General features: G+C 51.2%; 13 protein-coding genes. 10 read left to right on the plus strand and 3 right to left on the minus strand.

Annotated features, from left to right (window positions below):
- Window positions 1-60: 60 nt before the first annotated feature.
- The 5 genes from ACN0YN_RS11135 to ACN0YN_RS11155 all read left to right on the plus strand — a co-directional run bounded on the left by ACN0YN_RS11135 (window position 61) and on the right by ACN0YN_RS11155 (window position 6,783).
- Window positions 61-1,761 (plus strand): hypothetical protein, encoded by a 1,701-nt coding sequence (locus tag ACN0YN_RS11135; protein WP_417385090.1) that lies wholly within the window; start codon window positions 61-63, stop codon window positions 1,759-1,761.
- Window positions 1,762-1,832: 71 nt separating this feature from the next.
- On the plus strand, window positions 1,833-3,524 hold the full coding sequence (locus tag ACN0YN_RS11140) for a hypothetical protein (RefSeq protein WP_417385091.1): 1,692 nt from the start codon (window positions 1,833-1,835) through the stop codon (window positions 3,522-3,524).
- A 256-nt stretch (window positions 3,525-3,780) separates the two neighbouring features.
- A complete protein-coding gene (locus ACN0YN_RS11145) occupies window positions 3,781-4,818 on the plus strand; it encodes a cytochrome-c peroxidase (protein ID WP_417385092.1) in 1,038 nt (345 codons plus the stop codon).
- Between the two features lie 85 nt (window positions 4,819-4,903).
- On the plus strand, window positions 4,904-6,154 hold the full coding sequence (locus ACN0YN_RS11150) for a hypothetical protein (protein ID WP_417385093.1): 1,251 nt from the start codon (window positions 4,904-4,906) through the stop codon (window positions 6,152-6,154).
- Window positions 6,155-6,255: 101 nt separating this feature from the next.
- Window positions 6,256-6,783 carry a peroxiredoxin gene (locus ACN0YN_RS11155; protein ID WP_417385094.1) on the plus strand — a complete coding sequence of 176 codons (528 nt, stop codon included), beginning with the start codon at window positions 6,256-6,258 and terminating at the stop codon, window positions 6,781-6,783.
- 63 nt (window positions 6,784-6,846) lie between these two features.
- Here ACN0YN_RS11155 and ACN0YN_RS11160 read toward each other — a convergent pair whose 3' ends face one another.
- A complete protein-coding gene (locus ACN0YN_RS11160) occupies window positions 6,847-7,593 on the minus strand; it encodes an SDR family oxidoreductase (protein ID WP_417385095.1) in 747 nt (248 codons plus the stop codon).
- 251 nt (window positions 7,594-7,844) lie between these two features.
- Between ACN0YN_RS11160 and ACN0YN_RS11165 the strand changes: the two genes are divergently transcribed.
- On the plus strand, window positions 7,845-8,897 hold the full coding sequence (locus ACN0YN_RS11165) for a ThuA domain-containing protein (protein WP_417385096.1): 1,053 nt from the start codon (window positions 7,845-7,847) through the stop codon (window positions 8,895-8,897).
- Here the strand turns inward: ACN0YN_RS11165 and ACN0YN_RS11170 are convergent.
- Together ACN0YN_RS11170 and ACN0YN_RS11175 are read right to left on the minus strand one after the other, a co-directional pair.
- Window positions 8,885-9,685: a TerC family protein gene (locus ACN0YN_RS11170; protein ID WP_417385097.1), complete on the minus strand. Its 801-nt coding sequence runs from the start codon at window positions 9,683-9,685 to the stop codon at window positions 8,885-8,887. The two genes, ACN0YN_RS11165 and ACN0YN_RS11170, sit on opposite strands and share 13 nt — an antisense overlap.
- Before the next feature lie 177 nt (window positions 9,686-9,862).
- Window positions 9,863-10,270: a hypothetical protein gene (locus ACN0YN_RS11175; RefSeq protein ID WP_417385098.1), complete on the minus strand. Its 408-nt coding sequence runs from the start codon at window positions 10,268-10,270 to the stop codon at window positions 9,863-9,865.
- A 335-nt stretch (window positions 10,271-10,605) separates the two neighbouring features.
- Between ACN0YN_RS11175 and ACN0YN_RS11180 the strand changes: the two genes are divergently transcribed.
- The 4 genes from ACN0YN_RS11180 to ACN0YN_RS11195 all read left to right on the plus strand — a co-directional run bounded on the left by ACN0YN_RS11180 (window position 10,606) and on the right by ACN0YN_RS11195 (window position 24,838).
- Window positions 10,606-15,138 carry a choice-of-anchor Q domain-containing protein gene (locus ACN0YN_RS11180; RefSeq protein WP_417385099.1) on the plus strand — a complete coding sequence of 1,511 codons (4,533 nt, stop codon included), beginning with the start codon at window positions 10,606-10,608 and terminating at the stop codon, window positions 15,136-15,138.
- Between the two features lie 131 nt (window positions 15,139-15,269).
- Window positions 15,270-20,138: a choice-of-anchor Q domain-containing protein gene (locus ACN0YN_RS11185; protein WP_417385100.1), complete on the plus strand. Its 4,869-nt coding sequence runs from the start codon at window positions 15,270-15,272 to the stop codon at window positions 20,136-20,138.
- Window positions 20,139-20,420: 282 nt separating this feature from the next.
- A complete protein-coding gene (locus ACN0YN_RS11190; RefSeq protein ID WP_417385101.1) occupies window positions 20,421-23,192 on the plus strand; it encodes a choice-of-anchor Q domain-containing protein in 2,772 nt (923 codons plus the stop codon).
- 158 nt (window positions 23,193-23,350) lie between these two features.
- Window positions 23,351-24,838 (plus strand): sulfatase, encoded by a 1,488-nt coding sequence (locus ACN0YN_RS11195; RefSeq protein WP_417385406.1) that lies wholly within the window; start codon window positions 23,351-23,353, stop codon window positions 24,836-24,838.
- The last annotated feature ends 3 nt before the right edge of the window (window positions 24,839-24,841 follow it).

A 24,841-nucleotide genomic window follows, 5' to 3' on the forward strand; every position in this document is an offset into this window, starting at 1 on the left:
ATGGTGTGAAACGAGAATGGGATGTTGTATTGAATCTTCCTGAAAGTTGAGGTGTCGCTGATGTCATCTGCTTTTTATATGACGACCAGAAATTTCTGTAAACGTGCCTGGCTCGGTGCTGCTCTGGCGGTGGGAACGCTGGTGCTGGGACCGTTGATTTCCCGGATCATCATGCGACTGCAGGGGTTGAGCCTGGAACATCTCGAACAGAATGTGTTCGATTATCACTTTGCCTACCTCGGGGTGTCGTACATCTTTTTTCTGGGGGTCTGTCTGCAGGCGCTGACCGGCAGCGAGAAATTCTGTCTGGGTCTACCGGTCTCTTCCACTTCCATCGCCACCTGGATGATGCTCTCGATGGTGGGGCTGGTAGTCGCGCTGCAACTGGTGACCAACGGTCTGTATCGTGTTCTGTTTTTCGACGATCGCTGGCTGACGGACTACTGGCCTTTACTGGGGCCACTGCTGTTTATGGTGACATTGATTCTGATCGGACATGCTGCGTACTGGAGCCTGCATGCACCCAGTCTGACAAAATGCGTTTTCTGGACGGCAGCGATTGTCGCGCTGTTCTGGTGGTTCATCTCCCGCTACTATCCCGCCGGCTACCAGGAAAAAATCGTTCCCTGGCGGAATGTCTCTCTGGGTGAATTCATTCTGATGCAAGTGGTGTGTATTGCCTCATGGTTCCAGGGAACCCGTGCCTTTGCCCACGTGCGAAATGGTACGGCTCTGCCCAGCCCTCAGTGGGAACAGGTTCGCGTCTGGTGGAATGCTTTGCTGACCGGCTCTGTCCCCGAGCAGGTGACGGTTCCCCTTTCAAGAAAAACATCGCTGGCCCGATTGCACTGGCGGGATTCCTGTCAACGGGCAGCGTTGATCTCAGGTGTGGGATTCGGACTGACCTGTCTGGTGATTAATCTCCTGGTCATCTTCAAAATTCATCCTGCTCGCGCCAGTGAGATCAATTTCAATCAGCTTGTAGAGACTTTTTGTGTTTCCTCCATGTTCTTCGGGCTGATTGCAGCGATTGTCGCCGCCGTCATTTTAGGGGAAGGGACCACGGGAGCAGGTCGAACCGAAATGAAGCAGTTCCTTGCCAAAGCGCCGCTGGTCGATCGCGATCTGAATTCAACCCTGTTTCGCAATCTGCTCAAAACACTGGGGTTGATATTTATGAGTATCGTCGTTGCGCTCACTCTCAGCCTGATCATCGCCGGGATCTGGCATGGAGCTGAGGTGTTTCAGGTGCTGCTCTCTCCCGTCATTCGAGGGGGAGGTTCAATTATGCCTGTGTTTTTGCTGGTCATCGGTTTCTGGGTCATAGCAGCCAATATGGTTTCCGTATTCTGGACCGGTCGTACCTGGTTTTACTTTACAGCGATCGGCGTTTTCTTTGGGGGGATTGCCTTCTATATTGTTCTGCTGAATCTCGGAAGTACTTTGTTTCGAAATTCGATTCTCTATCATTACCTGTCAATCGTGCTGCTGGTATTGCCGCCTCAGTTGATTTGTGTGGGCACCATCGTCGCGTATGTGGTTGCCTGGCGCAGGAAGCTGATTTCGCAAACAGGCGCTATGGTGGCACTGGTGCTCTGGTTGTGTTCTCTCGCAGGAACTCTGATATGGATGCTGGAAGGCTCACAAAACGTTCACGGCGTCAATTGGGGGTTATTACTGCTCTGCGCGTCACTCGGAGCCCTGGTTCTCGCTCCCTTCGCCACGATTCCGCTGGCGCTCTCCTGGAACCGGCATCGGTAAATTTGAGTTGAATGATTAATGATGCAAAGAGTCTGATTGCCATTTTGATATGATTAAACTGAGGTCTCCTGATGTCATCTGCCTTGATTTCGACGACAAAAAGTTTCTGTAAACGAGCCTGGCCCGGTGCCTCAATCGCCGTCGCTGCGCTGGTGGTCGTGCCCTTGATGATTCGAATTCTGATGCGACTGCAGGGAGATAGAGTTCCCTACACTGATCAGGAAATCTTCAACCTGCATTTTACATATCTGGGAATATCCTGGGTGATTTTTCTGACGATCACCGTGCGGGCGCTGGCCGGCAGCCAGAAGTATTGTCGCGGATTACCGATCTCTTCCCGCGCGATTGCGACGTGGCTGATGCTGGCGATGGTGGGGCTGGTTGTCGTCCTGCAACTGGCGACCAATGGTGCCTACCGGGCTTTGTTTTTTGATGAACGCTGGCTCTCCGACTACTGGCCCGTTTCGGGTCCGGTCCTCTTTCTGGTGACTCTGATCCTGACCGGTCATGCGATTTTCTGGACGTTGAATGCCCCCAGCTATACACGCATCATCTTGAGTGTGGGAATTGTTGTGGCACTGTTCTGGTGGTTTGTCTCCCGTTATTTTCCGCACGGATTTCAGGCGGAAGCCGTCCCCTGGAGTCACGTCACGCTTGGTGAATTTGTGCTGATGCAGCTGGTGAGTCTGGCGGCCTGGTATCAGGGAACGCGCGCTTTTGCCGGCATCCGTTCCGGAACTGCTGTGCCCAGTTCCCAATGGATTGGGACGCGCGACTGGTATCACTCCCTCATCACCGGTACGAGTTCCAGCAGACACACAACACTGGAATCGCATCGGGCGGCACTTGCTCGACTGCATTGGCGCGACAGTTGCCAGCGCGCGGTGATTTTGGGCGGTGGGCTGTTTGGGATTGCTGTTCTGGTTCTCAATACGGTCATGCGAAAAGAGTTTGGTGCCGGTCCCATTCAAATGTCCAATGGCTTTGTGCAAATCTATCTGATGTTCTCGATCATTGCTGCGCTCGTGGTGGGGCTAATCGTCGGAGAAGGGACATGCGGACCGGGCAGAACGGAAATGAAAGGTTTTCTGGCAGTCGCCCCATTATCGGATCGCGACTTCGCAGGCGCCTTATTCAGGAACCTGTTCAAAACCGTGCTCTATTCCAGTCTGCTGATTCAGGCGGGCTTGATGTTGAATATGCTGATATATGTCGCCCCCTGGCTGCTGCAGGGAGAACAGATATCAATGGTCGCATACCGAATGCTGATGTTCTGGCTCGGCGATGCTGTGTACTTTCTGTGTTCCCTGGCTCTTTTCTGGGCAATCGCTGCGAATGTGATTTCCGTGTTCTGGACGGGGCGTTCCTGGTTTTATTTTCTGGTAATCGGAAGCATTTTCGGCTGCTTTGGTCTCTTTGTCTTTATTGGCTATTTCACGGATCGAGTTTCTGATTCTCAAAACTTTGGCTATCTGCTGATGGCATTCTTCCTGCTGCTTGCTTTCCTGATCTGTGTTGGTGTGGTGACCGCTTTTATCACCGCCTGTCGCAGAGGGTTAACGAAAGTATCGACGGCAGGAATCGTCGGCGGACTGTGGCTGGTCGGTTCTCTGGCCGCGATCTGGCTGAAATTTCCTGCACCGACGGAGCGGGATGCGATGCTGACAATCTGTCTGTACGTCTTTTTACTCTCGTTATATGCACTCGCTTATGCTCCCTTCGCCACGATTCCGCTGGCGCTCTCCTGGAACCGGCATCGGTAACTCGGCTGCTTTCAACCGATTACGCAGCAGGCTTGCCGCCTTAAATCCTGTGAAATTCTTACTTTCAACGCAATTCCCTCTCGATAGTGACTTGCAGTCCTGAGCCGAGCAACTAAAAATAAACAGTTAAAGCAGCTGTTCTGTTTCAGGGCTGATCGGTCAGTGTGCACATTATCAGAATGTGATGCTTCCTCCCCTGAAACGGCGTTCTGCGATCCTGTATCAGCTATCTGAGTCGTTCTACTGAGGAAAAATCATGACAACTGCAACCTCTCGCATCTTCGCGCGAACCCTGTCGGCAGGGGTCGTGTGTGCTCTGGCCGCCAGTTTCAGTATTTCCCTGAGCCAGGCTGAAGAACCGGTCATTAAGGTTCCCCTCGGACTGCCTCCGATTGTATTTCCGGAAGACAACCCTCCCACAGCCGAAAAAATCGCGTTGGGAAAACAGTTGTATTTTGACAAACGGCTCTCACGTGACAATACCATTTCCTGTGCCAGCTGCCATTCCCCTGAAAAGGGTTACAGCAACGCCGATCAGTTTGCGACCGGCTTCAAAGGCCAGAAGGGGGGCCGCAACTCACCCACGGTGATCAATGCCGCCTACAACAAATTTCATTTCTGGGACGGCCGTGCCGGATCGCTGGAAGAACAGGCACTCGGCCCGATCGCCAACCCGATTGAGATGAATCTGACTCATAAAGAAGCTGTCGATCGAATCAACGCGATTCCCGGCTACAAAAAACAGTTCCAGAAAATCTTTGGCTCTGATGCCACAGAAGAAAATATCGCGAAGGCCATCGCCACTTATGAGCGAACCATTCTGTGTGGCGACGCTCCCTACGATCGCTTTAAAGCAGGCGACAAAAAGGCGCTCTCCGAATCCGCACAGCGGGGCATGCAGCTGTTCTTCGGGAAAGCCGCCTGCAGTTCCTGCCATTCCGGACCGACTTTCACCGACCATGCCTTTCATAATATCGGCGTAGGAATGGATGCGAAAGAACCGGACGCCGGTCGCAAAGCCATCAGTAATCTGGGCGGCGATCATGGCAGCTTCAAAACACCCGCGTTGCGTGATATTGCCCGATCTGCTCCTTATATGCACGATGGCAGCATGAAGACTTTGAAAGAAGTTGTAGATCACTATAATAAAGGGGGCATTCCCAACGAATTTCTCGACGAAGAAATCTTCAAACTGAATTTAACCCCTCAGGAAGTCGATGACCTGGTGACCTTCATGAAAGAAGGCCTCTCCAGTTCAAATTATCCTGAGCATAAAGAACCTGAGTTACCCTGATTGAAACTCTCTCGGCGGATGTCTCTTATCTGAAGACGAGACGCAAACTAATTGAAAATCCCTTTTTCAAAGGAAGATGAACACCATGCAGTGGAATTTACAACGAATCTTGAAAGCAACCGCATTCTGCCTGACCGCAGCCTGCCTGTTGCTCGGAAGTTCTTACCTGGTTGCCGATGAAAAAGGTGACAAAAAAGGCGATGACAAAAAGGAAGCCGCCAAGGAAGAACCTAAAAAAGAAGCTCCCAAGAAAGAGGAGCCCAAAAAAGAAGCTCCCAAGAAAGAGGAGCCCAAAAAAGAAGAACCTAAGAAAGAAGAGACCAAGCCTGCTCCTAAAAAGGAAGAGCCTAAGAAAGAGGAACCCAAGAAGGAAGAGCCTAAAAAGCCGGCTGTCACTGTAAAAACTCTGGTGACCAACCTCGAAAGCCCCAGCGGTATCGCCATCCAGGATGGTACCGGGCACGTCTTCGTTGCCAGCCGCTATGGTGTGTATCGCTATGACGCCAAAGGGAAAACCGTCGATCTCGAAATCGCCGGTTACCCGACCGACGTATACGGCAAAGGTCCTAAATACAACATTGGACCCCTGGGCGTCGCTTTCATGGATAAAGATCACCTCGTCGTAGGTGACGGCAGCCGTCCCGATGCAGAAGAACTGGTTCGCATCTACAAAGTCGGCGACAAACCTCTGGAAAAATGGGTCAAAGAAGACACCGCCGTCCAGACTCTCGGTCCCATCAAAGCCGGCGACAAATCTGCCAAGGGTGAAGGAAACTTCTACGGCGTCGCTGTCGGTGATGGCGCGATCTTCATCACCTGTAATGGCGACGATACCAAAGGCTGGGTCGCCAAGTCCGTCATCAAAGAGGGTAAAGCCGGTCCGCTGGAACCCAGCATTGCGACCAAAGAAGCAACCAATGTTGATGCTCCTGTCGCGATCACATTCTCTCTGGATGGAAAAGAACTGGTTATCGGCCAGATGGGTGAAGTCAATGTCGCCGGCGACAGCCTGCTGACCTTCTACGATCCCAAAACAGGCAAACTCACCAAGAGCCTGAAAACCGGTCTGAGCGATATCGCTGGCCTGGCTTACAGCCCCAAAACCAAGAAGCTGTACGCCACTGATTTCTCCTGGGTCGACGCCACCAAAGGTGGACTGTTCGAACTGAAAATCGACGGCGATAAAGTGACCGCTGAAAAAGTGATCTCACTGGACAAGCCAGCCGCCATCGCCTTTGACAAAGAAGGCAACCTGTATCTGACCGTCTTCGGAACTCAGGGGAAAGATCCTGAAAAATCTCCCGGTTCACTGGCAGTCATCAAGGCTGGTCTCTAAAACTGACGCTCATCATGCGGGTTGCTTCGCTATCCGATCGACCCGCATGCTGTTGGAAACAATATTTCTATCACCAATATTTTGAAGGTAAGTAAAAACTAATGACAGTTCAAGTTATGCAACCCGCTCCCGATTTTGCACTGCAGGGTTACGATCGCGCCTCTGATTCATTCAAAGACTACAAACTGGAAGATTTCAAAGGCAAGTGGGTTTGCCTGTTCTTCTATCCGCTGGACTTCACATTCGTCTGTCCAACAGAACTGGTCGCATTCAATGAATCTCTGGGCGAGTTCGAATCACGTAACTGCCAGGTTCTGACTGCCAGCACCGACAGCAAGTACTCTCACAAAGGCTGGTGCGACGCTGATCCTCAGCTGGGTGGTCTGAAATACCCGATGCTGGCCGATGGTACTCACAAACTGTCTCGCGATTACGGCGTGCTCAAAGAAGACGCTGGTATCGCACTGCGTGGTATCTTCCTGATCGATCCAACCGGTGTCTGTCAGTGGCTGGCGATTCACGGTCTGAGCGTCGGACGAAACGTCGAAGAAGTTCTGCGTGTTCTCGATGCACTCCAGACAGGTGAAAACGTTCCCTGTAACTGGAAAAAAGGCGAAAAGACTCTCTAAGCCGTCTTGCATTCGTCAAACGAATTTCAAGCAGGAGACTCCCATCCGGGGCTCCTGCTTTTTTTATCGCCCGCCGGCAATATCGATAAACCCACCTGTAGTGTAGCCGGCTTCATCAGACAGCAGCCACAAAATGGCATATGCGACTTCCTCCGCTGTTCCCCCTCGCTTGAGTGGGACATTGGCTTTCACACGTTCTATCCGGTTCGGCTCTCCGCCACTGGCGTGCATTTCCGTATCGATAAATCCGGGTCGCACCGCATTCACGCGAATCCCTGCCTCGGCGACTTCCTTCGACAGTCCAATCGTAAACGTATCGATGGCTCCTTTCGAAGCCGCATAGTCCACGTATTCAAATGGAGATCCCGCCCGCGCTGCCAGCGAGGAGACATTCACAATCGCTCCACCTGGTCCCCCCGTTAGAGTCGACATTCGCTGGATCGCGGCCCGCGCACACAGGAAGCTGCCAAACACATTCGTGGCAAAGATCCGCTGCCAGCGCGCCACATCCATTTCGATGACAGGCATCTGCTGTTCCAGAATCCCCGCGTTGTTTACCAGCGCCGTCACCGTTCCCAGTTGTTCGTCTGTCGTTTTAAAAAGCCGTTCCACATCAGCTTCCACGGCGACATCCGCCTGCACCGCGATGGCAGATCCTCCCGCCTGCTGAATTCGTGAAACCACCGCCTCTGCTGAAGTTTGATCGCTGCGATAATTCACACAGACGGCGTATCCTTTTTGTGCAGCCAGCAGCGATGTTGCCGCGCCAATGCCTCGACTTCCACCGGTAATAATGGCGACTTGTTTCATGATTATATCCGTTTTGATCTGGGAATGATGCCAGGTTTTATGAAATCTCAATATCCTGGAATTATAATTCAATCGCGATCAAAGTGCACTCATATCAAACTCCGCTGGCCAGTATAAGTTGATGGATCCCAGCGGTTTGAATACCAAAGTGAACTTCTACGCTTCGTTTTTACGTGACATACGGCCCGTCTGCTGCTACCTTAAAATGATCAGAACCTGATTCATATCCGATCCAACCGAGGAGAAATCCGTTGAAGTGCTCAACTTTTTTAGTCCGATTTTCATTGCTCTGTTTCCTCACCTGCTGCTCGGTTTCCTGCCTGGCTTCCAATCAGGCGGAACAGAAAGAACAACAGACAAACAGCCAGGATCAGCAGGACAAGCTTTCGGTTCTACTTATAGACGGACAGAACAATCATCAATGGCAGTTGACGACGCCGCTGATTAAAAAGATCCTGGAGAATTCAGGGAAGTTCACCGTGGAAGTCTCCACCACACCGCCGGGCGCTCCCCGCAAACCACGTAAGCCGGCCAACAAGGAACTGACACCCGAACAGGAAAAGCAGTTCGCAGAATACCTGAAGGCCTGGGAAGCCGAAGTCGCCCGACTGCAGAAAGAGAACCCGGCGCTCTGGAAGAAGTGGCGCCCCGATTTCAAAAAGTACGATGTGATTGTCAGCAACTATAACGGCGAAAACTGGCCCAAAGAAGTGCAGCAGGCTTTCGACGAGTACGTCAGCAACGGCGGCGGTTTTGTTTCGTACCATGCCGCCGACAACGCCTTCCCCGAATGGCCTGCGTACAACGAAATGATCGCCGTCGGCGGCTGGGGAGGCCGCGATGAAAAATCGGGTCCCATGCTGAGGCTCCGCGAAGGGGAGTGGATCGAAGACACCTCCGCCGGTCGTGGAGGCACACACGGTGCGAGAATTCCGGTCGTCGTCAAAGTCCGCCAGCCCGAGCATCCCATCGTGAAAGGTCTTCCCCAGGAGTGGATGCATCCCGCTGACGAAGTCTACGGCAAACTCAGAGGCCCCGCGAAAAACGTCAGCATCCTGGCGACTGCTTACTCCGAACCCGAGCAGCGGGGCACCGGCGAACATGAGCCGATCATGATGACCATCGATTACGGTAAAGGGCGCGTATTCCACACCACGCTGGGTCATGATGTGACGGCACTGCAGGGAACCGGCTTCCAGATCACATTACAACGGGGCACCGAATGGGCGGCGACCGGTGATGTCAAACAACCCGTCCCCAATGTCAAATGGAACGATCACGAACCGACGGTTCAGGAACCCTGAGAGGATGGAGTATTCTCGGGTGAGAGTGAGTTGATTTCACTCTCGCCCAGTTGTTTATGCAGTTGTACTGGCTTCGACTGATTTTTTCGCATCCGCAGGTTGAGCATTTCGACCGAAACGGAAAATGCCATCGCGAAATAGATATATCCTTTGGGCACATGCACGCCGAACCCTTCCACCATCAGCGTCACGCCAACCATGATCAGAAATGACAGCGCCAGAATTTTGATCGTCGGGTGATCATCCACAAAATCGCCGATCGGCTTGGCGGCAAACAGCATTACGGCGACAGACAGGATAATGGCAATCGCCATCAGCGAAACATGGTCCGACAGTCCGACTGCAGTGATTACCGAATCCAGCGAGAAGACAATATCCAGCACACCAATCTGTACCAGCACCGATCCAAAACTGGCCTGCACAGCGTTGGTTTCTGTTTCTGCATGCGGCCCCCCTTCCAGGCTGTTATGAATTTCGTGGGTCGCTTTCGCCAGCAGAAACAGGCCGCCACCAATCAGGATCAGATCCCGTCCTGAGAATTCCCATTCGAATACAGAGAACCAGGGCTCGGTTAATCCCATTACCCACGAGATGGAAAACAGCAGAATCAGTCGCGCGACCATCGCCAGGCCCAGCCCCAGTGATCGGGCGAGGTCCCGTTGTTTTTCCGGCAGCCTCCCGACGAGAATGGATATGAAAATGATGTTGTCGATTCCCAGAACGATCTCCAGCGACGCGAGGGTCGCCAACGCAATCCAGGCTTCCGGGCTGGCCAGCCATTCAAACATTCTCACTCCAATCCATAAAGGTGAAATTCAAAACGTATCGGATTATACACATCCGCTCCCATCTGAAAAGAAGAAGAACGACGGGTATGACAGTTTGGCTGAATGAAATTTCATTTATTCGCAAAGATTACCTGAAAATCCATAACACCGGCTGACTCAAACTTTCCCTACCTGCTCTCAACCGCTGTATAAAAATGGTCCTGAAAATGTATCTTGACCTGCCGATACGGTTTTGGAAACTGCGTTGAAGTGAGTCGCGCGCGTGTCCAGTTCTATGAGCAGTAGAAAACTTCGCACCTGCGCGGGAGAGCACCATAAAAGTCCCTTTGTAAAACACCCTGGCATCAGCCAGCACTGCCACCTGTTCCCGATGAGCAGTTCCAATACCTGCGGGTCGACACCGTTCGGCGCGACATCACTTCGCAGTGGCAAGCTGTCCGCCAGCTTCACACCGGTATCGCGGGATATCGCCTTGACTGGTGAACGCCGTTCGCGAGAATTTTCTAATCGCAGGCAGCGCGTGAGAGCGCTTCCGTTCAGAAATCCGACAGACAGATACGAGAGCATCACAGACCAGCATCCCATGAAAAGTCACCTCCTTTGAACGGACATTGGGAAAGGCGTCAGCCCCGCCTGTACATCAGGCAGTGTCTCAAAACAGAGCCTGCGAATTCTAACCGAATGTCACAATCTACCTGCAGATAAACAGCAGTCAGTAGTGCTCAGGTCAGTAATTCCTTTGTTATAAATGGCTTTCGTACTGAATTTCGAAGCCGACATGTGAACATTAATTACCATGGATATCTGCCAGGGTTCATCAAGTATTCTTTGTATCTACTCCAGCTTACGGTAGTATACATGTTACTAAACTGAATGTGTCCAATTGTTACGACAGCGTGATTCGCAACCGGATAATCCCCATGTTCCCATTCCACTGGCTCAGTACTCTCCAGCAGCAATACCGCAGCCGTTCCAGGCAGAGCGCCCGTAGTAGACAGCACCGGAACAGACACGCCTGCACCCCCTGTATCGCGCGCGCCACCCCCCGCCATGCGGTCGAACTGCTCGAAGACCGTATGCTGCTGACCGCTTTCACGGTGGTCAACACCAACGACTCAGGAGAGGGCAGTCTGCGGGCTGCCATCGAAGCTGCGAATGCGAATGCAGGAGCAGACACGATTTCCTTCGACGCCTCACTCAGGGGGCGGACGATAGTGCTCGGCGATGAGTTGCAGATCACCGATGATCTGACCATCACTGGTCTGGGCGGTCTACTCACAATCGATGGAAACGGCGACAGCCGTATTTTTAATATTCATGAAGGCGATGCAGAGACCACGATCCAGGTTTCCATCAGTGGCCTCAACCTGATAAGGGGCTACGCTGAAAAGGGCGGAGCAATTCTGAGTCATGGAAATCTGACTTTGTCTGATACTCAACTTTACTTCAATGAAGCATCGAGCAAGGGGGGAGGACTCTATCATTCGGATGGTATGCTGTCAGTCACCAATTGCAATTTTTTCAGCAACGATGCTTTGGAGTATGGAGGTGCCATCAGTGCACTTAACTGTTCCATAATCATTAATGACTCCAGCTTTTCTTATAATTCTGCGGAGCATGGTGGAGCATTTTTCGAAACGGCACTCCAGATTCCAATGCCGGAAATATTGATCCAAAACAGCACTTTCATTGAAAACACGTCATTGAAATCAGGGGGTGCTATCTATTCTGGTAACAGTATCATAGATATCAATGATAGTCTGATCTCAAATAATTCATCAGGCTCAAACGGGGGAGGGCTTTGTAACTCGCTTGGGCACATGACGATTACGAACAGTACTGTCTCAGATAATAGCGCACTGAAATCAGGAGGGGGGATTTATACTAACCACGGAGTGATATCAGCAGTTAACAGCACGATATTTCAAAACTCGGCGACAGAATCGGGGGGTGGGATTTACAGTTCAGGGGGAAATATCAAGCTCTCCAACAGTACGCTTTCCGGCAATTCTGCAAACCTGGATGGGGGAGGAGTCTATTTATCTGGCTCTCGAATTTATACGGTTTCTCAACCAATTCTGGGTTGTGCTACAACCGTGCTCACTTCTGAAGAAATGAGTTTGCTCATTCCCTCCACCCTCAGCCCGTCTGTAAGTGATCTGGTTGATTGGGAATTATCTTATATCAGTCCATCTCTCAGGACCATTGAAACGTTCAAACCGAAATTCAATCTGGAAAATTGTACCATCGTCAATAATTCCGCTCTTGGATCGGGTGGTGGAATTTTCATCTCAGGTAATTCCTATGATGACATGGTAAATAATATTATTGCCGGAAATTCTGCAGAGACTTATCGGCAGGTTTCGAGTAGTATCACAACCGAATTCAACATCATCCAGGACAGTATTGAGGGGCTGTTGGACCCTGTGTTGCGTGATAACGGCGGTCCCACTAAAACGCATGCATTACTGCCAGGCAGTGCAGCGATTAATGCGGGCGACAATCAGGCCGCCACAGAAGCAGGGCTGACCACAGACCAGCGCGGCGGAGACCATCAGCGGATTTATGCAGGCACGGTTGATATTGGTGCGGTGGAATATCACGCCTTGAATCTGGTGGTCGATACACTTTCCGACGAAGATGACGGCGACTATTCCAGCGGTCACCTCTCATTGCGCGAAGCCATCAAACTGGCGAATCAGACATTTGATACCGATCAGATTACCTTCAGTAACTCCCTGGCGGGGGGGACGATATTGCTGGAGAGTGAACTCCTGATTTCAACCGGGATGCACATCGTCGGGCTGGGCGCCGATCAACTCACGATCAGTGGAAATGGAAATTCCCGTATCTTCAATGTCGATGATGGTGACAAAAATACAAACATCACTGTTGAAATCAGTGGTCTCACATTTACGAATGGATTCGCTGAACAGGGAGCCGCCATTCTGAACTACGAAACGCTTTCGTTGTCTGACAGCATCGTTGCAGAAAATGCAGCGTCCAGTGCTGGAGGGGGGATCTATCACATCGGTGCCTTGTTGACGATTACCGATACTCTGTTCGCAGGCAATACAGCAGCCTATGGTGGCGGAATTTATAACGCTACACAGGATTTGATTATTTCGGGGAGCACATTCTTTCGCAATACTGCCACGGAACTGGGAGGGGGAATCTATACCCTGCAGGGAGTCTCCCGCTATGCAGCTCATACTCTACAAGCAGAACTTTATTATCCTATATTATTTCAACCTAATATCCGCTCATTAGATTACCAGTTTAATCTGGTCACAATGACTGGTACCAGTTTCAGTGAGAATTCAGCAAATCAGGGAGGGGCTTTATACAGTTCTTATATCAGCCCTCCAGACTACTATATTGACTGGTGTACCAACATGCCCATTAGCTCCTCCGTGCTAAAAGGAGCTTATCAAAGTGTCAATACTGATCGCTCCCGTTCAGAATTCACGATTTCCGACTGCACCTTCACAGCAAATACGGCCGTTAATGGCGGCGCTATTTACAATAACCAGGGTGCAATCACAATCACCGACAGCCAGGTCACTGCCAATACCGCTTTAAATGGAGCCGGTATTTATCATCGCTCTGGTGTGTTCACGATTTCCAACAGCAGTATTTCCGGGAATGTGGCGCAACAGGCTGGTGGCGGGATTCTGGTTCACTCTGGATTGACGGTCGAGAACTCTTCCATCACAAATAATAAAGCCGGGTACGGGGCCGGTATTTACTCTGACGGAAACCTGAGAATTTTCGGAAGCACACTCGCTCATAATACGGCGTTATTTAATGGTGGTGGCATCTATAATTATTTTAGCAGTCTGGTTCTCTTAAACAGTACCATTTCTGCTAATCATGCTGGGATTGAGGGAGGAGGGGTTTCTTATGCTCCGTATTCTGGTTTCTCTGTCCCAAGGCCTTTGATTACAATGGTACCATTGGTTTCAGTGGAAACTGTTGCTGATCCAGGCCTCATTCGGATTGAACCAGCCATTCACACCACGCTTTCGCAGGTTCCTGAGACAACTGATAACTTACTGACATCAGATCTATCATTGAGTACGGTGGATTCAACAGCTCTGGCAATTCGACCTGTTCAAAACGACGATTACGCTGATTACGCTTTACGACCATCATCTATTTATATTGTATCTGATCTAATTTTATCGATAACTTATTCCATTACCAATTGTACCATTACCGGTAATTCGGCTGGTCAGTCAGGCGGCGGTATCTCGATCAGCGCAGCCGCTACATTTCTCACACCCAAGCTCAATAACAACATCATTGCAGGAAACGTAGCCACCTCCTCCGCTCAGCTTAAAGGCGAATTTGACGGTGGTTTCAATATCATCCAGGACAGTATTGACGGGCTGCTGGACCCCGTGCTGCGCGATAACGGCGGCCCTACGAAAACGCATGCATTACTGCCAGGCAGCGCGGCGATTAATGCGGGCGACAATCAGGCCGCCACAGCAGCCGGTCTTGCTACAGACCAGCGCGGTGAGGGATCACAGCGCATCAAAGAGGGAACCGTTGATATTGGGGCGTTCGAAGTGCAGGGGCCCTTCACCGAGGTTGATTTTCGGTTTTCCACTTCGAAGACAAGGAGGCTCGACAACGGCGAATGGGAACGGCTGCCGGGAAGCCGGGTCTGGCTGGACGAGACAGGAAATTACTGGCTCGAAATCTGGCTCAATACTCCTGCTTCTACCAATCCGGGAATTCAGTCTGCCAGCTTCAATTTGAATTACAACACCACCGCCGCGACTGCCCTCAGTATTGAATATGGTGCTGCCTTCACAGAACATCAGTCTGGAACCATCAATCAGGATACGGGGACGATTGAAAATCTCTCGGCAGAAACAACCCGCGCAGATGTCGGCGATGATCAGTATACACTGTTTGTCCGCATTCAGTTTCACGCGAACAGCGTTGATTCCATCGACTGGGAACACGATCATCAATCTCGAACATCTTTGATCAATCCGGAAATCATACTCGATCAACTCAATATTCGCATGACGGATGGGGCTGCCAGCGAAGTGATTGTGAATCGGTCACCGGATCATCCGGTCTGGATCAATCCGGAGCCTGCCGGCAACATACCCGATTTCAATGATCAGATACCGGGCACCCTGCTATTCAATTATCATGTGCAGCCAGACTATTCCTTTGCCGCTGCGAATTTCCTCTCGAACAATGAATTCGCTTATCACAGCGGACTGACTCTGATCGACCTGCCCGGCAGCCCGGTTGAAAATCAAGAAACAGACATCTTGAACGACCTTGATTCCCTGGTCGGTAGCCGAGACGAAACAGAAGAAGAACTCCCGAAAATACCAACATCCGCAGCCCCCGAATTCTCCACCGAAGACGCCGCCGATCAGTTCTTCACAGACCTGACAGAGGAAACAGATTTGATTGTCTTCTGAAGGGCAGTGAACCCACCCTGACAAAACGGGCTCATAACCCTGTTTCATTAGACTCAAAATATTTTTTTACAATGACTCACACTGATACGCTTGATCTGGTTCCTTCCAGATTCCAACCCGGATTTTAATAGATGTTTCATTCGCAGTGGCTGACCACACTAAACCGCAGGCTCCGTAACCGTTGTTACCGCGCCCGTCGCGCGCGCCGTGATCGGCAGTATGGATCTCAGACCCCGTCCGTCCAGGCACTGGTTTCCCGCAATGTCATTGAGACGCTGGAAGACCGCACGCTGCTGACCGCCTTCACAGTGGTCAACACAAACGACTCTGGTGCAGGCAGTCTCCGCGACGCGATCGCACAGGCCAACGCGAACGAAGGCGCGGATACGATTACGTTCGACGCTGCGCTGGCCGGGCAGTCGATTGTGCTGAGCGATGAGTTGTGGATTTCTGATGACCTGACACTTACCGGGCTCGGGGCCGATCAACTGACGCTCGATGCAAATCGTCAGAGTCGTATTTTTGAGATCACAGACAATAATTCGCAAGCTCTCATTTCTGTCGTCATGAGTGGACTCTCACTCATCAATGGGTATGAATTCGGAGGAGACGGTGGAGCCATCTTCAACAGAGAAAATCTGACGGTTTTAGACTGTACCTTTTCAAATAATGAAGTAGATTTTGACGGCGGGAGTATTTGGAATGGAGTAGATAATATTCTTAATGTCGAAAGATGTATCTTCTCGCATAACGAGGCTTCCCACGGAGGCGGGATTTATAATATCAGTGGGACACTATCAGTTAGTGACAGTTCTTTTGTCGGGAATATAGCCAGTAGTCGAGGCGGTGGCATTTCTACCTTGAGTTCTTTGGGTGAGGTGTATGTTACAAACTCCACATTTGCTGGAAATACGGCTGAATGGCTCGGTGGCGGGATTTACAGTGAAGCCAAATTGTTGAACGTATCAGGTTCTGAATTTTCAGAGAACTCAGCCAGAGATGGCGCAGGAATTTATAATAAGAAATCTTTTACTAATAGCTTCACTGCAAAGCTGAATGTTTTCGAAAGCAGGTTCTTAGATAATCACGCTTCAAGTAGTGGGGGTGGTATTTATAACCGGGAGGCCGAACTCACCATCAGAAATAGTGTCTTTGATCAGAATTCTGGTTTTTCCGGTGGTGGAGTATACCATTCTAAAGAGAATGCAACGATTGAGGATAGTGTTTTCACTGGGAACTCTGCTACATCAGGAGGGGGGATTTACTTTTCCTTCGGAATCCAGGATGAATCAAGACTGATTTCAAGCTGTGTAATTTCCGGAAATATTGCGAGCAGTTCAGGTGGTGGAATTTATAGTCTCAACGGACTCATCACGATTGAAGATTGTACCATCTCGGATAATTCAGCAGGGATGGCAGCGGGCATCTATGCCAGTTCTTCCGAATTATCAATTTTTAATACTACGATTTCAAATAACTCAGCAGCTGGATCAGGAGGGGGGATTTATAGTGTTTTCGATCCTGATTTAAGAATTCAAAATTGCACGATCTCTGATAACCAGTCAGGTGTCGCAGGAGGTGGAATCTACATCGCTTCCAGCCAATCAAGTATAATTAATTGCACGATCTCTGGAAATTATACTGGTGCAGATTCCTATTCAGCATATGCTGGAAAGGGAGGAGGTATATACTATTCTGGTGTGGAAGAGCATGACGTTCCAGAAATCTTAAATTGCACAATTATCAACAATGAAGCAGTGAATGACGGAGGCGGCGTTGCAGTTTACATTTTTGACACGGTGAGAATTGTCAACTCGATCGTTGCAGGGAATATTTCCGGTTCCGGGACTCAAACATTCGCAGAGTCCACCAGCGAGATCACAGGGTATGCAAATATTATCCAGGCAAGTCTTGCGGGTTTAATCGACCCTGTCCTTCGAGATAACGGTGGTCCCACTAAAACACATGCGCTTCTCTTCGGCAGTGCTGCAATCGATGCCGGTCATACTTTCGCAGTGGCAAGTCTAGCACTTACCACAGACCAGCGCGGCACTGGTTTCTTCCGTTATGAAAATGGGGTTGTTGACATCGGTGCTTTCGAATCGAAGTCCTTACACTTTCTCGTTGACTCAGCCACGGATATCGATGACGGTGATTATTCTGCCGGCAACTTGTCTTTGCGGGAAGCGATCAAGTTGTCGAATGAATCAGACACCACGGATACCATCACCTTTGCTGCCAGTCTCTTTGATCAGACACTCATCATTAATAATGAGCTGGTGATTACCGATGACGTGACTATCATCGGACACGGAGCCGAGCACCTGACTCTCAGCGGTTCCGGTACCCACCGTCTCTTTCGTATTGATGACGGGGAGGCAGAGACTTCCATCAGTGTGGAATTGAGCGATTTCACTCTGAACAACGGGTTCGCCAACTACTCAAGTGGTGGCGCTATTCACAGTCTGGAAACCTTGTCCATTACCGATGTCGTGTTTGCAGACAATCAGGCCAGTGTTTTAAATGGTCCAACTTACGGCGGCAGCTACGGCGGAGCCATCTACAGTGCCGGCGATCTGAAGGTGACGAACAGCACGTTTCTCCGCAACACCGCAGACTGGTTTGGCGGCGCCATCTACAGCACCGAGGGTTTTTTGAGAATTACGGGATGCGATTTCACAGAAAATCAAACCTTCTATGCGGGAGGAGCAGTCCTCGTTCAAGACGGTGACCTGACAGTTTCGTCCAGCACATTCACGCAAAACACCAGTGATACCTTAGGCGGAGGCATTTATGTCACGCAGGGAGTTTTAACAGTCAGCGATACGGTCTTTACTGAAAACAGTTCCGGTACAGGGGGGGCGATTTATCATCAGATCTCGTCGACCTTCCCTCCGGTCTTTACGGAATTGAGCATCACGGACTGTATCTTCCAGGGCAATACAACAACATCCATAGGTGGGGCCGTGAGTTATTGGTCTGAGCTCTCTCTTTATAGTTCCTTTTACACAGCTTACATCGAAAACAGTCACTTTTCAGAAAACAGTGCCAGTTCGGGAGGCGCGCTGTATTTAAGTGGAGAAAATATTCTTGTCACGGATTCCACCTTTATCAAAAATTCGGCAAGATTAAACGGAGGGGGTATCAGCAGTTATTGTGATAACCTGACGATCCAGAACAGCCTGTTCGAAAAGAATTCCGCGCAAGCCTGGGGAGGGGGGATTTATTCTCAGAGATCCCTGGTACTGCAAAACAGCACCCTTTCCGGAAATACGGCTCTCGTGGTTGGTGGCGGCATCGCCTTTGATTATCAGAGTTATCCCTGGGAGATCATCAATTCCACTTTGACCGGAAACGCTGCGACCAGAATCGGGGGGGGGATCTATGCGTTTTCCGGTCTTTCTGGTAAGATCACCAATTCGATTGTAGCCGGTAATACGGCTCCTTCGACTCCGCAAGTTCTACGCTATGTCTCAAACACAAACAGCATCATCCAGGACAGCGTGGCAGGTTTACTCGATCCCGTTTTGAGAGACAATGGTGGTGTAACGAAAACACATGCGCTGTTACCAGGCAGTGCCGCCATCAACGGCGGCGACAATGATGCTCTGGATGACACGAACCCGGACATCATCAATCGCAGAGCCGTCACTCAGGACCAGCGCGGCGAAGGGTATGAACGCATTGCAGATGGGACCATCGACATCGGTGCCTTCGAAGTTCAGCACACGTTAGCCCAGATTGAGCTCCGGGTGGTCGACGTAAAGACGACCACTCAAAACAACGGAGAGGCGACTGCCCTGCCGGACAACCTGACCTGGATCGACGAATGGAAAGGTTACTGGCTCGAAATCTGGATCAGTACAACCGCTGCAAATGATCTGGGAGTGTTGTCTGCAGCCATGAACCTGAGCTACAACACCGCGATTACCACGGCTGTCGGCATTGAATACGGTGCCGGTTTCACCATCAATCAGACAGGAACCATCAATGATCTGACAGGCATGATTGAAAATCTGTCCGCTGAAACAGACCTGACCGATCTGGGAGACTCACAACATGTGCTGTTTGCCCGCATCCGGTTTGAATCGACGGCCAGTGATGGCATCGACCTCGATCTGGCAGGTCAGATCATGATTCCAGAGAGTCCTGAGTTCACGGTTGACCAGACCGAGATCCAACTGGTGGGCAACATCGCTACGGAAGAGGTACAGGGAACCGCTCCCGAAACGCTGGTCTTCGCAAATCCTTATGATCTCAACGATGACGACCGGATCGACTATCGTGATCTGATCCAACTGGTCAGTATCTATGGAGTCGCTCCCACGGAGACAGCATCCGACTATGGCTGGTTCGCCGACTATGATCAGAATGATCTGATCAATTATCGCGATCTGATTCAACTGGTGAGCAACTACGGCAAGAGCAAAGCCAATCAGGCTGCGACTAATTATCCTCGAGATTTCCCCGAATCCCATCAGAAGCATTTAACAGTCGAGCCTACGCTGTTACCACAGTTGAGTGCCACACCCGTCGAACAGGCGACAGCGGAGACCATGTTGAACAGTGTCGTGGAGTCTCTCGAATCGCAACTGACTTCCGCAGAAAATGCAAAACTGGCGCAGGTTGACATCGTGATCACCGATCTTCCCCAAGGGGTATTAAGCAATACAGTCCACGGCACGATTTATATCGACGTCAACGCCGCCGGTTACGGCTGGTTTGTGGATAACACCCCCGACGACAACAGTGAATTTTATGAGACCGGGCCTTTCACTTTGTATGCAGTCCCATTTGGGAGCACGATTGCTCTCGGCAAGATCGATCTCAGGACCGTCTTCCTGCATGAACTCGGGCACCTGCTGGGTTACGATGACGCAGACGACGGAGCCATGCAGGCAAGCCTGATCGTCGGCGAACGTCGCCTGCTGGACTGGGAAGACAGGGTTGACCTGTTTTTTATGGAATTTCCCAATGAATCGCCAGCAAATTCCTTCTAAGTGGTCCTGTATTCCTTCTGATTCGTGAAACTGATGTCAAGATGGACAAAATACGTTTGTGTCCTCTCTGATCATTGGTAGTATACAATTTACCTGACACGAAATATTCAAGTGTCACTTCATCCAGTTTAGATTGCTTTAACTCACTCACCAAACTCTACCCCTTCCTGTCAGTAGTGATGACACGACTGCCATTCGGAACCGAGTCCCAACAATACAATCGGATCACGCTCATCCATGTTAGTACAACAGTGGCTTACTTCGTTGCAGAACCAGCTCCGTATGCGCTCGGCTCGTCCTCGCCGCGGACGTCATGCCCGGAAGCAAAATCTGAAAGCTCCCTCAACGCAGTCGCTGGTTTCGCGAAATGTCATTGAAACGCTCGAAGACCGCACGCTGCTGACCGCGTTCACGGTGGTCAATACCAACGACTCGGGAGCAGGCAGTCTCCGCGATGCCATCGCACAGGCCAATTTGAATGCCGGCGAGGATACGATTACGTTCGATGCATCACTGGCCAGTCAGACGATTGTGCTGAGCGATGAAATATTGATTTCTGATGACGTCACCATTCTCGGTTTGGGGGCAGATCAGCTTACGTTGGATGGGAATGGGAACAGTCGGATATTCAATATTGATGATGGAGATTCTGAAACCAGGATTACGGTGGAAATGAGCGGACTGACTCTGACAAACGGATTCGCAGACAGTGGCGGGGCAATTCGCAATTATGAAAACCTCACAATCACCGACAGTACAATATCTGAAAACCAGGCAGCGATGAATATCGATTATGGAGGCGGCGGTATTTATAGTGCCGCAGGCTCCCTGACTGTTATGGGGTCTCTATTCACTGGAAATTCAGCGTTTAATGGCGGTGGGATCTATGCTTTGGAAACGCTGTTGACGGTCTCAGGCAGCACCTTTTCAAAAAATAGCGCCGATCGGGGAGGCGGAATCAATTTCGATGCACCTTATTCAGATTACACTTTCACTGCAAATGTGACGAACAGTACCTTTTCAGAAAACGTGACCGATGGCAATGGGGCCGGAATCTTATTTGATTTCGGACAGGCGTTTGTAGACCATTGCACCTTTACCGGCAATATTTCGGACCGGTCAGGAGGAGGCATAGGCAACCTCTGGACTGAATTAACAGTTCAGAATAGTTCCTTCGATCATAACTATGCGAGACTGTATGGTGCCGGAATCGCCAATGGCAGTTTTTTCTATTTTGAATGTGGAGGAGATCTCCTGATCCTCAACTGCACGTTATCGGAAAATCAGGCTGCCAATAATGGCGGTGGCTTTTTCACGAATTGTGGTAATGTTGATATCGTCAACACGACCATTTCCGGGAACAGTGCAAAAACCAGCGGTGCCATCTACACACGACATGAAGGACCTGCAACACTTGTGATTACCAACAGCACGATTACAGGGAATTCAGCGACTTATATAGGTGGTATCAGTGGCACCTGGGTTCCGGTTACGATCATGAACAGTATTGTTGCGGGGAATCCGACTGAAGATGGCAAACCGCAAAACACGGTGGGACGAGGTGCTGTCAACAGTATTATCCAAGACAGTATCGAGGGCCTGCTCGACCCCGTCCTGAGAGACAACGGCGGTCCTGTGAAAACACATGCCTTGTTGACCGGCAGTGCCGCCATTGATGCCGGAGATAATACAGCAGTCAGTGCAGCGGGACTCGATTTTGATCAGCGGGGTGACGGCTTTGATCGGATCGTCGGTGGAACGGTCGACATAGGTGCCTACGAATCTCAGGTCAATCATACCCAGGTCGACCTCCGCATTGTCAGTTCTAAGACCTCTACCGGTTTGAATGGTGAAGTCAGCGCTCTTCCGCAGAGCAGAGACTGGCTTGACGAATGGAGCGGTTACTGGCTGGAAATCTGGGTTGGTACACCGGCTCCCTCCGATCATGGCATTCAGTCAGTAGTGATCGACTTCAGTTACAACACTGACATTACAACTGCCACCTCAATTGAATACGGTGCCGCCTTTACTGAAAATCAGACTGGCAGTATCAATGACCAGACCGGACAGGTTGTTAATTTGTCCGCAGACACGAGCCTGTCTGGTGTAGGCGATGATGAGCCTGTCCTGTTTGCCCGCATCTATTTTGAATCCACTGAAGTCGATTCCATCAATCTGGACTGGGACGGCCAGAGTCTGAATCCGCAGAGTGTAGCAGTTACTATTGAGGATCTGGAAATTCTGGATACTGCGGATGTCGTCAGAGATGATCCTCTAATTCTGCTACCTCAGACACAGATCTACGCCAACCCGTTCGATCTGAACGATGACGATATTATTAACTACCGCGATCTGATCCAGCTGGTCACCGTCTACGGCGTGGCTCCCAGTGAGTCGGTTTCTGGTTCCGCCTGGTTCGTCGACTATGACCAGAATGATCTGGTGAATTATCGCGATTTGATACAGCTCATAGGAAACTACGGCAAGAGTAAAGCCAATGCCATTCCCGTTAACTATCCAGCGTATTTCCCCTATGCCTGGAACCAGCTGCTGACAGTCGAGGCTCAACAGCCGCCGCAGATAGACGCGAAGTCGGTGACGCAGGCTGACGCGGAGAGCGTATTAGAAGTGGTTGTCGAACAGGTCAGCCCGCAACTGACATCTGATCAACGGGAAACACTGGAAACGGTGAATATCGAAGTCATCGATCTGTCAGCAGGCACCTTGGGCCGCGCTGTGCCCGGCACCATTTATATCGACGTCAACGCCGCCGGTTACGGCTGGTTCGTTGATGCGACTCCCACAGACAACAGCGAATTCTCTTTCTCGAGCGAACTTTCATTGATTGCACTACCCGACAGTGAAGCCGCCGGGCACGTGGATCTGTGGACCGTCATCCTGCATGAACTCGCTCACCTGCTGGGTTACGAACACGCAGACGATGGAGCCATGCAGGCAAGCCTGATTCCCGGCGAACGTCGCCTGCTGGACTGGGAAGACTCCGATCAGTTCTTTGCCGACTTCGCAGCAGACGGGGAACTCACCGCGTTTTAAAGCTTTGCTCCGATCAGTGCAGAACAGATTCGCTTACCGGGTGTGTTTGGGATAGAATCGGGGTTTGAATCAAAACCGAAGTTCGATCACCGCCCGCGTTCAGGAGGCTGAACTTGAATTCTTTGCGCTGTATCCCGTGTTTCATCGTCCCTCTGCTGATGCTGTTGAGCCATGACGCTCCTGCTGCAGAACGTCCCAATATCCTGCTGATTCTCGTCGACGACTTGAAGCCCGCGCTCGGCTGTTACGGCGATCCGGTTGCCCGCACTCCGAATCTGGACTCGCTGGCGGCGCGCGGGATGCGCTTTGATCTGGCCTACTGCAATCAGGCAGTCTGCGCACCGTCGCGGTTTACACTGATGCTCGGCTCACATTCGACGTCAACCGGTTTATACGGGCTGGGCAGTCAGTTGCGACAGATCGTGCCCGATGCTGTCACGCTGCCGCAATACTTCGCGCAGCAGGGGGGCTACCGTACTGAATCGCTGGGTAAAGTTTTCCACATCGGGCATGGTAATCAGGGTGATCCTGTCTCTTTCAGTGTGCCACATTTTCACGACAAGGTGATTGAGTATCTCGATCCCGCCAGCACACAGGGGGGAAAGCTCACGCGGGAAGAAGCCTACTTCACGAATCAGCAACTCGATCGCATCAAGACACTCCCGCGCGGCGCCGCCTTTGAAGCGCCGGATGTCGCGGACATCAAATATGCCGACGGACGCGTGGCCGCGGAAACGATTCGAAGGCTCAAAGCCGCACAGCAGCGCCGCAGGCAGGAGGGGACGCCGTTCTTCATCGTGGCCGGCTTCGCACGTCCGCACTTACCGTTCAGCGCACCGAAGAAATACTGGGATCTGTACGATCCGTCACAGCTGCCGCTCCCGCAGTTTGAAGAACTCCCCGCGAACGCACCCCCGGTCGCCGGCAAGCGGGGCGGAGAGATCACCAATTACAGCCCCGTGCCGACCGAACGGGACGCGAAGTTCAGTGAGGAACTCAAGCGAAAGCTGATTCACGGCTATTACGCCAGCACGAGTTTCGTCGACGCCCAGATTGGCAAGGTACTCGACGAACTCAACCAACTCGGACTGGCCGAGAATACAATCGTCGTTTTGTGGGGGGATCACGGCTTCCATCTGGGCGACCTGGGCATCTGGACCAAGCACACGAACTACGAACAGGCCAACCGGATTCCCCTGCTTATCGCAGCGCCCGGCGTCACGTTGCCTGGCTCTTCAACAAAACAGCCTGCGGAAAGCGTGGATCTGTTTCCCACCCTGGCCGAACTCGCGGGTCTGCCTTCTCCCGAAGTGCCCCAACCCATTGATGGCGTCAGTCTGGTTCCCGTGCTGAAGAATCCCAGGGCCCGGGTGCGCGACCATGCGTATCACGCCTACCCCAAACAGAAACTGGGCCGCGCAATCCGCACCGAACGCTATCGCCTGGTCGAATGGCGTCCCTACGACAACCCGAGCACCCCTGCCGTCTACGAACTCTACGACTACCACACCGACCCGCTGGAAACCAGAAACCTGGCAGCCGACCAACCGGAGACTGTAGAAACCCTGAAGCAAAAACTGGCAAACTACCCCGAGCCCCTATCACGTAACCTGAAGTCTGAAAAGAAAAAAACAGCACCAAAGTAGAAG

The sequence above is a fragment of the Gimesia sp. genome, from assembly GCF_048260065.1.
Lineage (GTDB): Bacteria > Planctomycetota > Planctomycetia > Planctomycetales > Planctomycetaceae > Gimesia.

Bases quoted from the DNA above. Each gene is read 5' to 3' on its own strand.
- ACN0YN_RS11145 (WP_417385092.1), top strand. From the start codon at position 3,781: ATGACAACTGCAACCTCTCGCATCTTCGCGCGAACCCTGTCGGCAGGG.
- ACN0YN_RS11160 (WP_417385095.1), bottom strand. From the start codon at position 7,593: ATGAAACAAGTCGCCATTATTACCGGTGGAAGTCGAGGCATTGGCGCG.
- ACN0YN_RS11170 (WP_417385097.1), bottom strand. From the start codon at position 9,685: ATGTTTGAATGGCTGGCCAGCCCGGAAGCCTGGATTGCGTTGGCGACC.
- ACN0YN_RS11150 (WP_417385093.1), top strand. From the start codon at position 4,904: ATGCAGTGGAATTTACAACGAATCTTGAAAGCAACCGCATTCTGCCTG.
- ACN0YN_RS11185 (WP_417385100.1), top strand. From the start codon at position 15,270: ATGTTTCATTCGCAGTGGCTGACCACACTAAACCGCAGGCTCCGTAAC.
- ACN0YN_RS11195 (WP_417385406.1), top strand. From the start codon at position 23,351: ATGCTGTTGAGCCATGACGCTCCTGCTGCAGAACGTCCCAATATCCTG.
- ACN0YN_RS11175 (WP_417385098.1), bottom strand. From the start codon at position 10,270: ATGGGATGCTGGTCTGTGATGCTCTCGTATCTGTCTGTCGGATTTCTG.
- ACN0YN_RS11135 (WP_417385090.1), top strand. From the start codon at position 61: ATGTCATCTGCTTTTTATATGACGACCAGAAATTTCTGTAAACGTGCC.
- ACN0YN_RS11155 (WP_417385094.1), top strand. From the start codon at position 6,256: ATGACAGTTCAAGTTATGCAACCCGCTCCCGATTTTGCACTGCAGGGT.
- ACN0YN_RS11140 (WP_417385091.1), top strand. From the start codon at position 1,833: ATGTCATCTGCCTTGATTTCGACGACAAAAAGTTTCTGTAAACGAGCC.
- ACN0YN_RS11190 (WP_417385101.1), top strand. From the start codon at position 20,421: ATGCGCTCGGCTCGTCCTCGCCGCGGACGTCATGCCCGGAAGCAAAAT.
- ACN0YN_RS11180 (WP_417385099.1), top strand. From the start codon at position 10,606: ATGTTCCCATTCCACTGGCTCAGTACTCTCCAGCAGCAATACCGCAGC.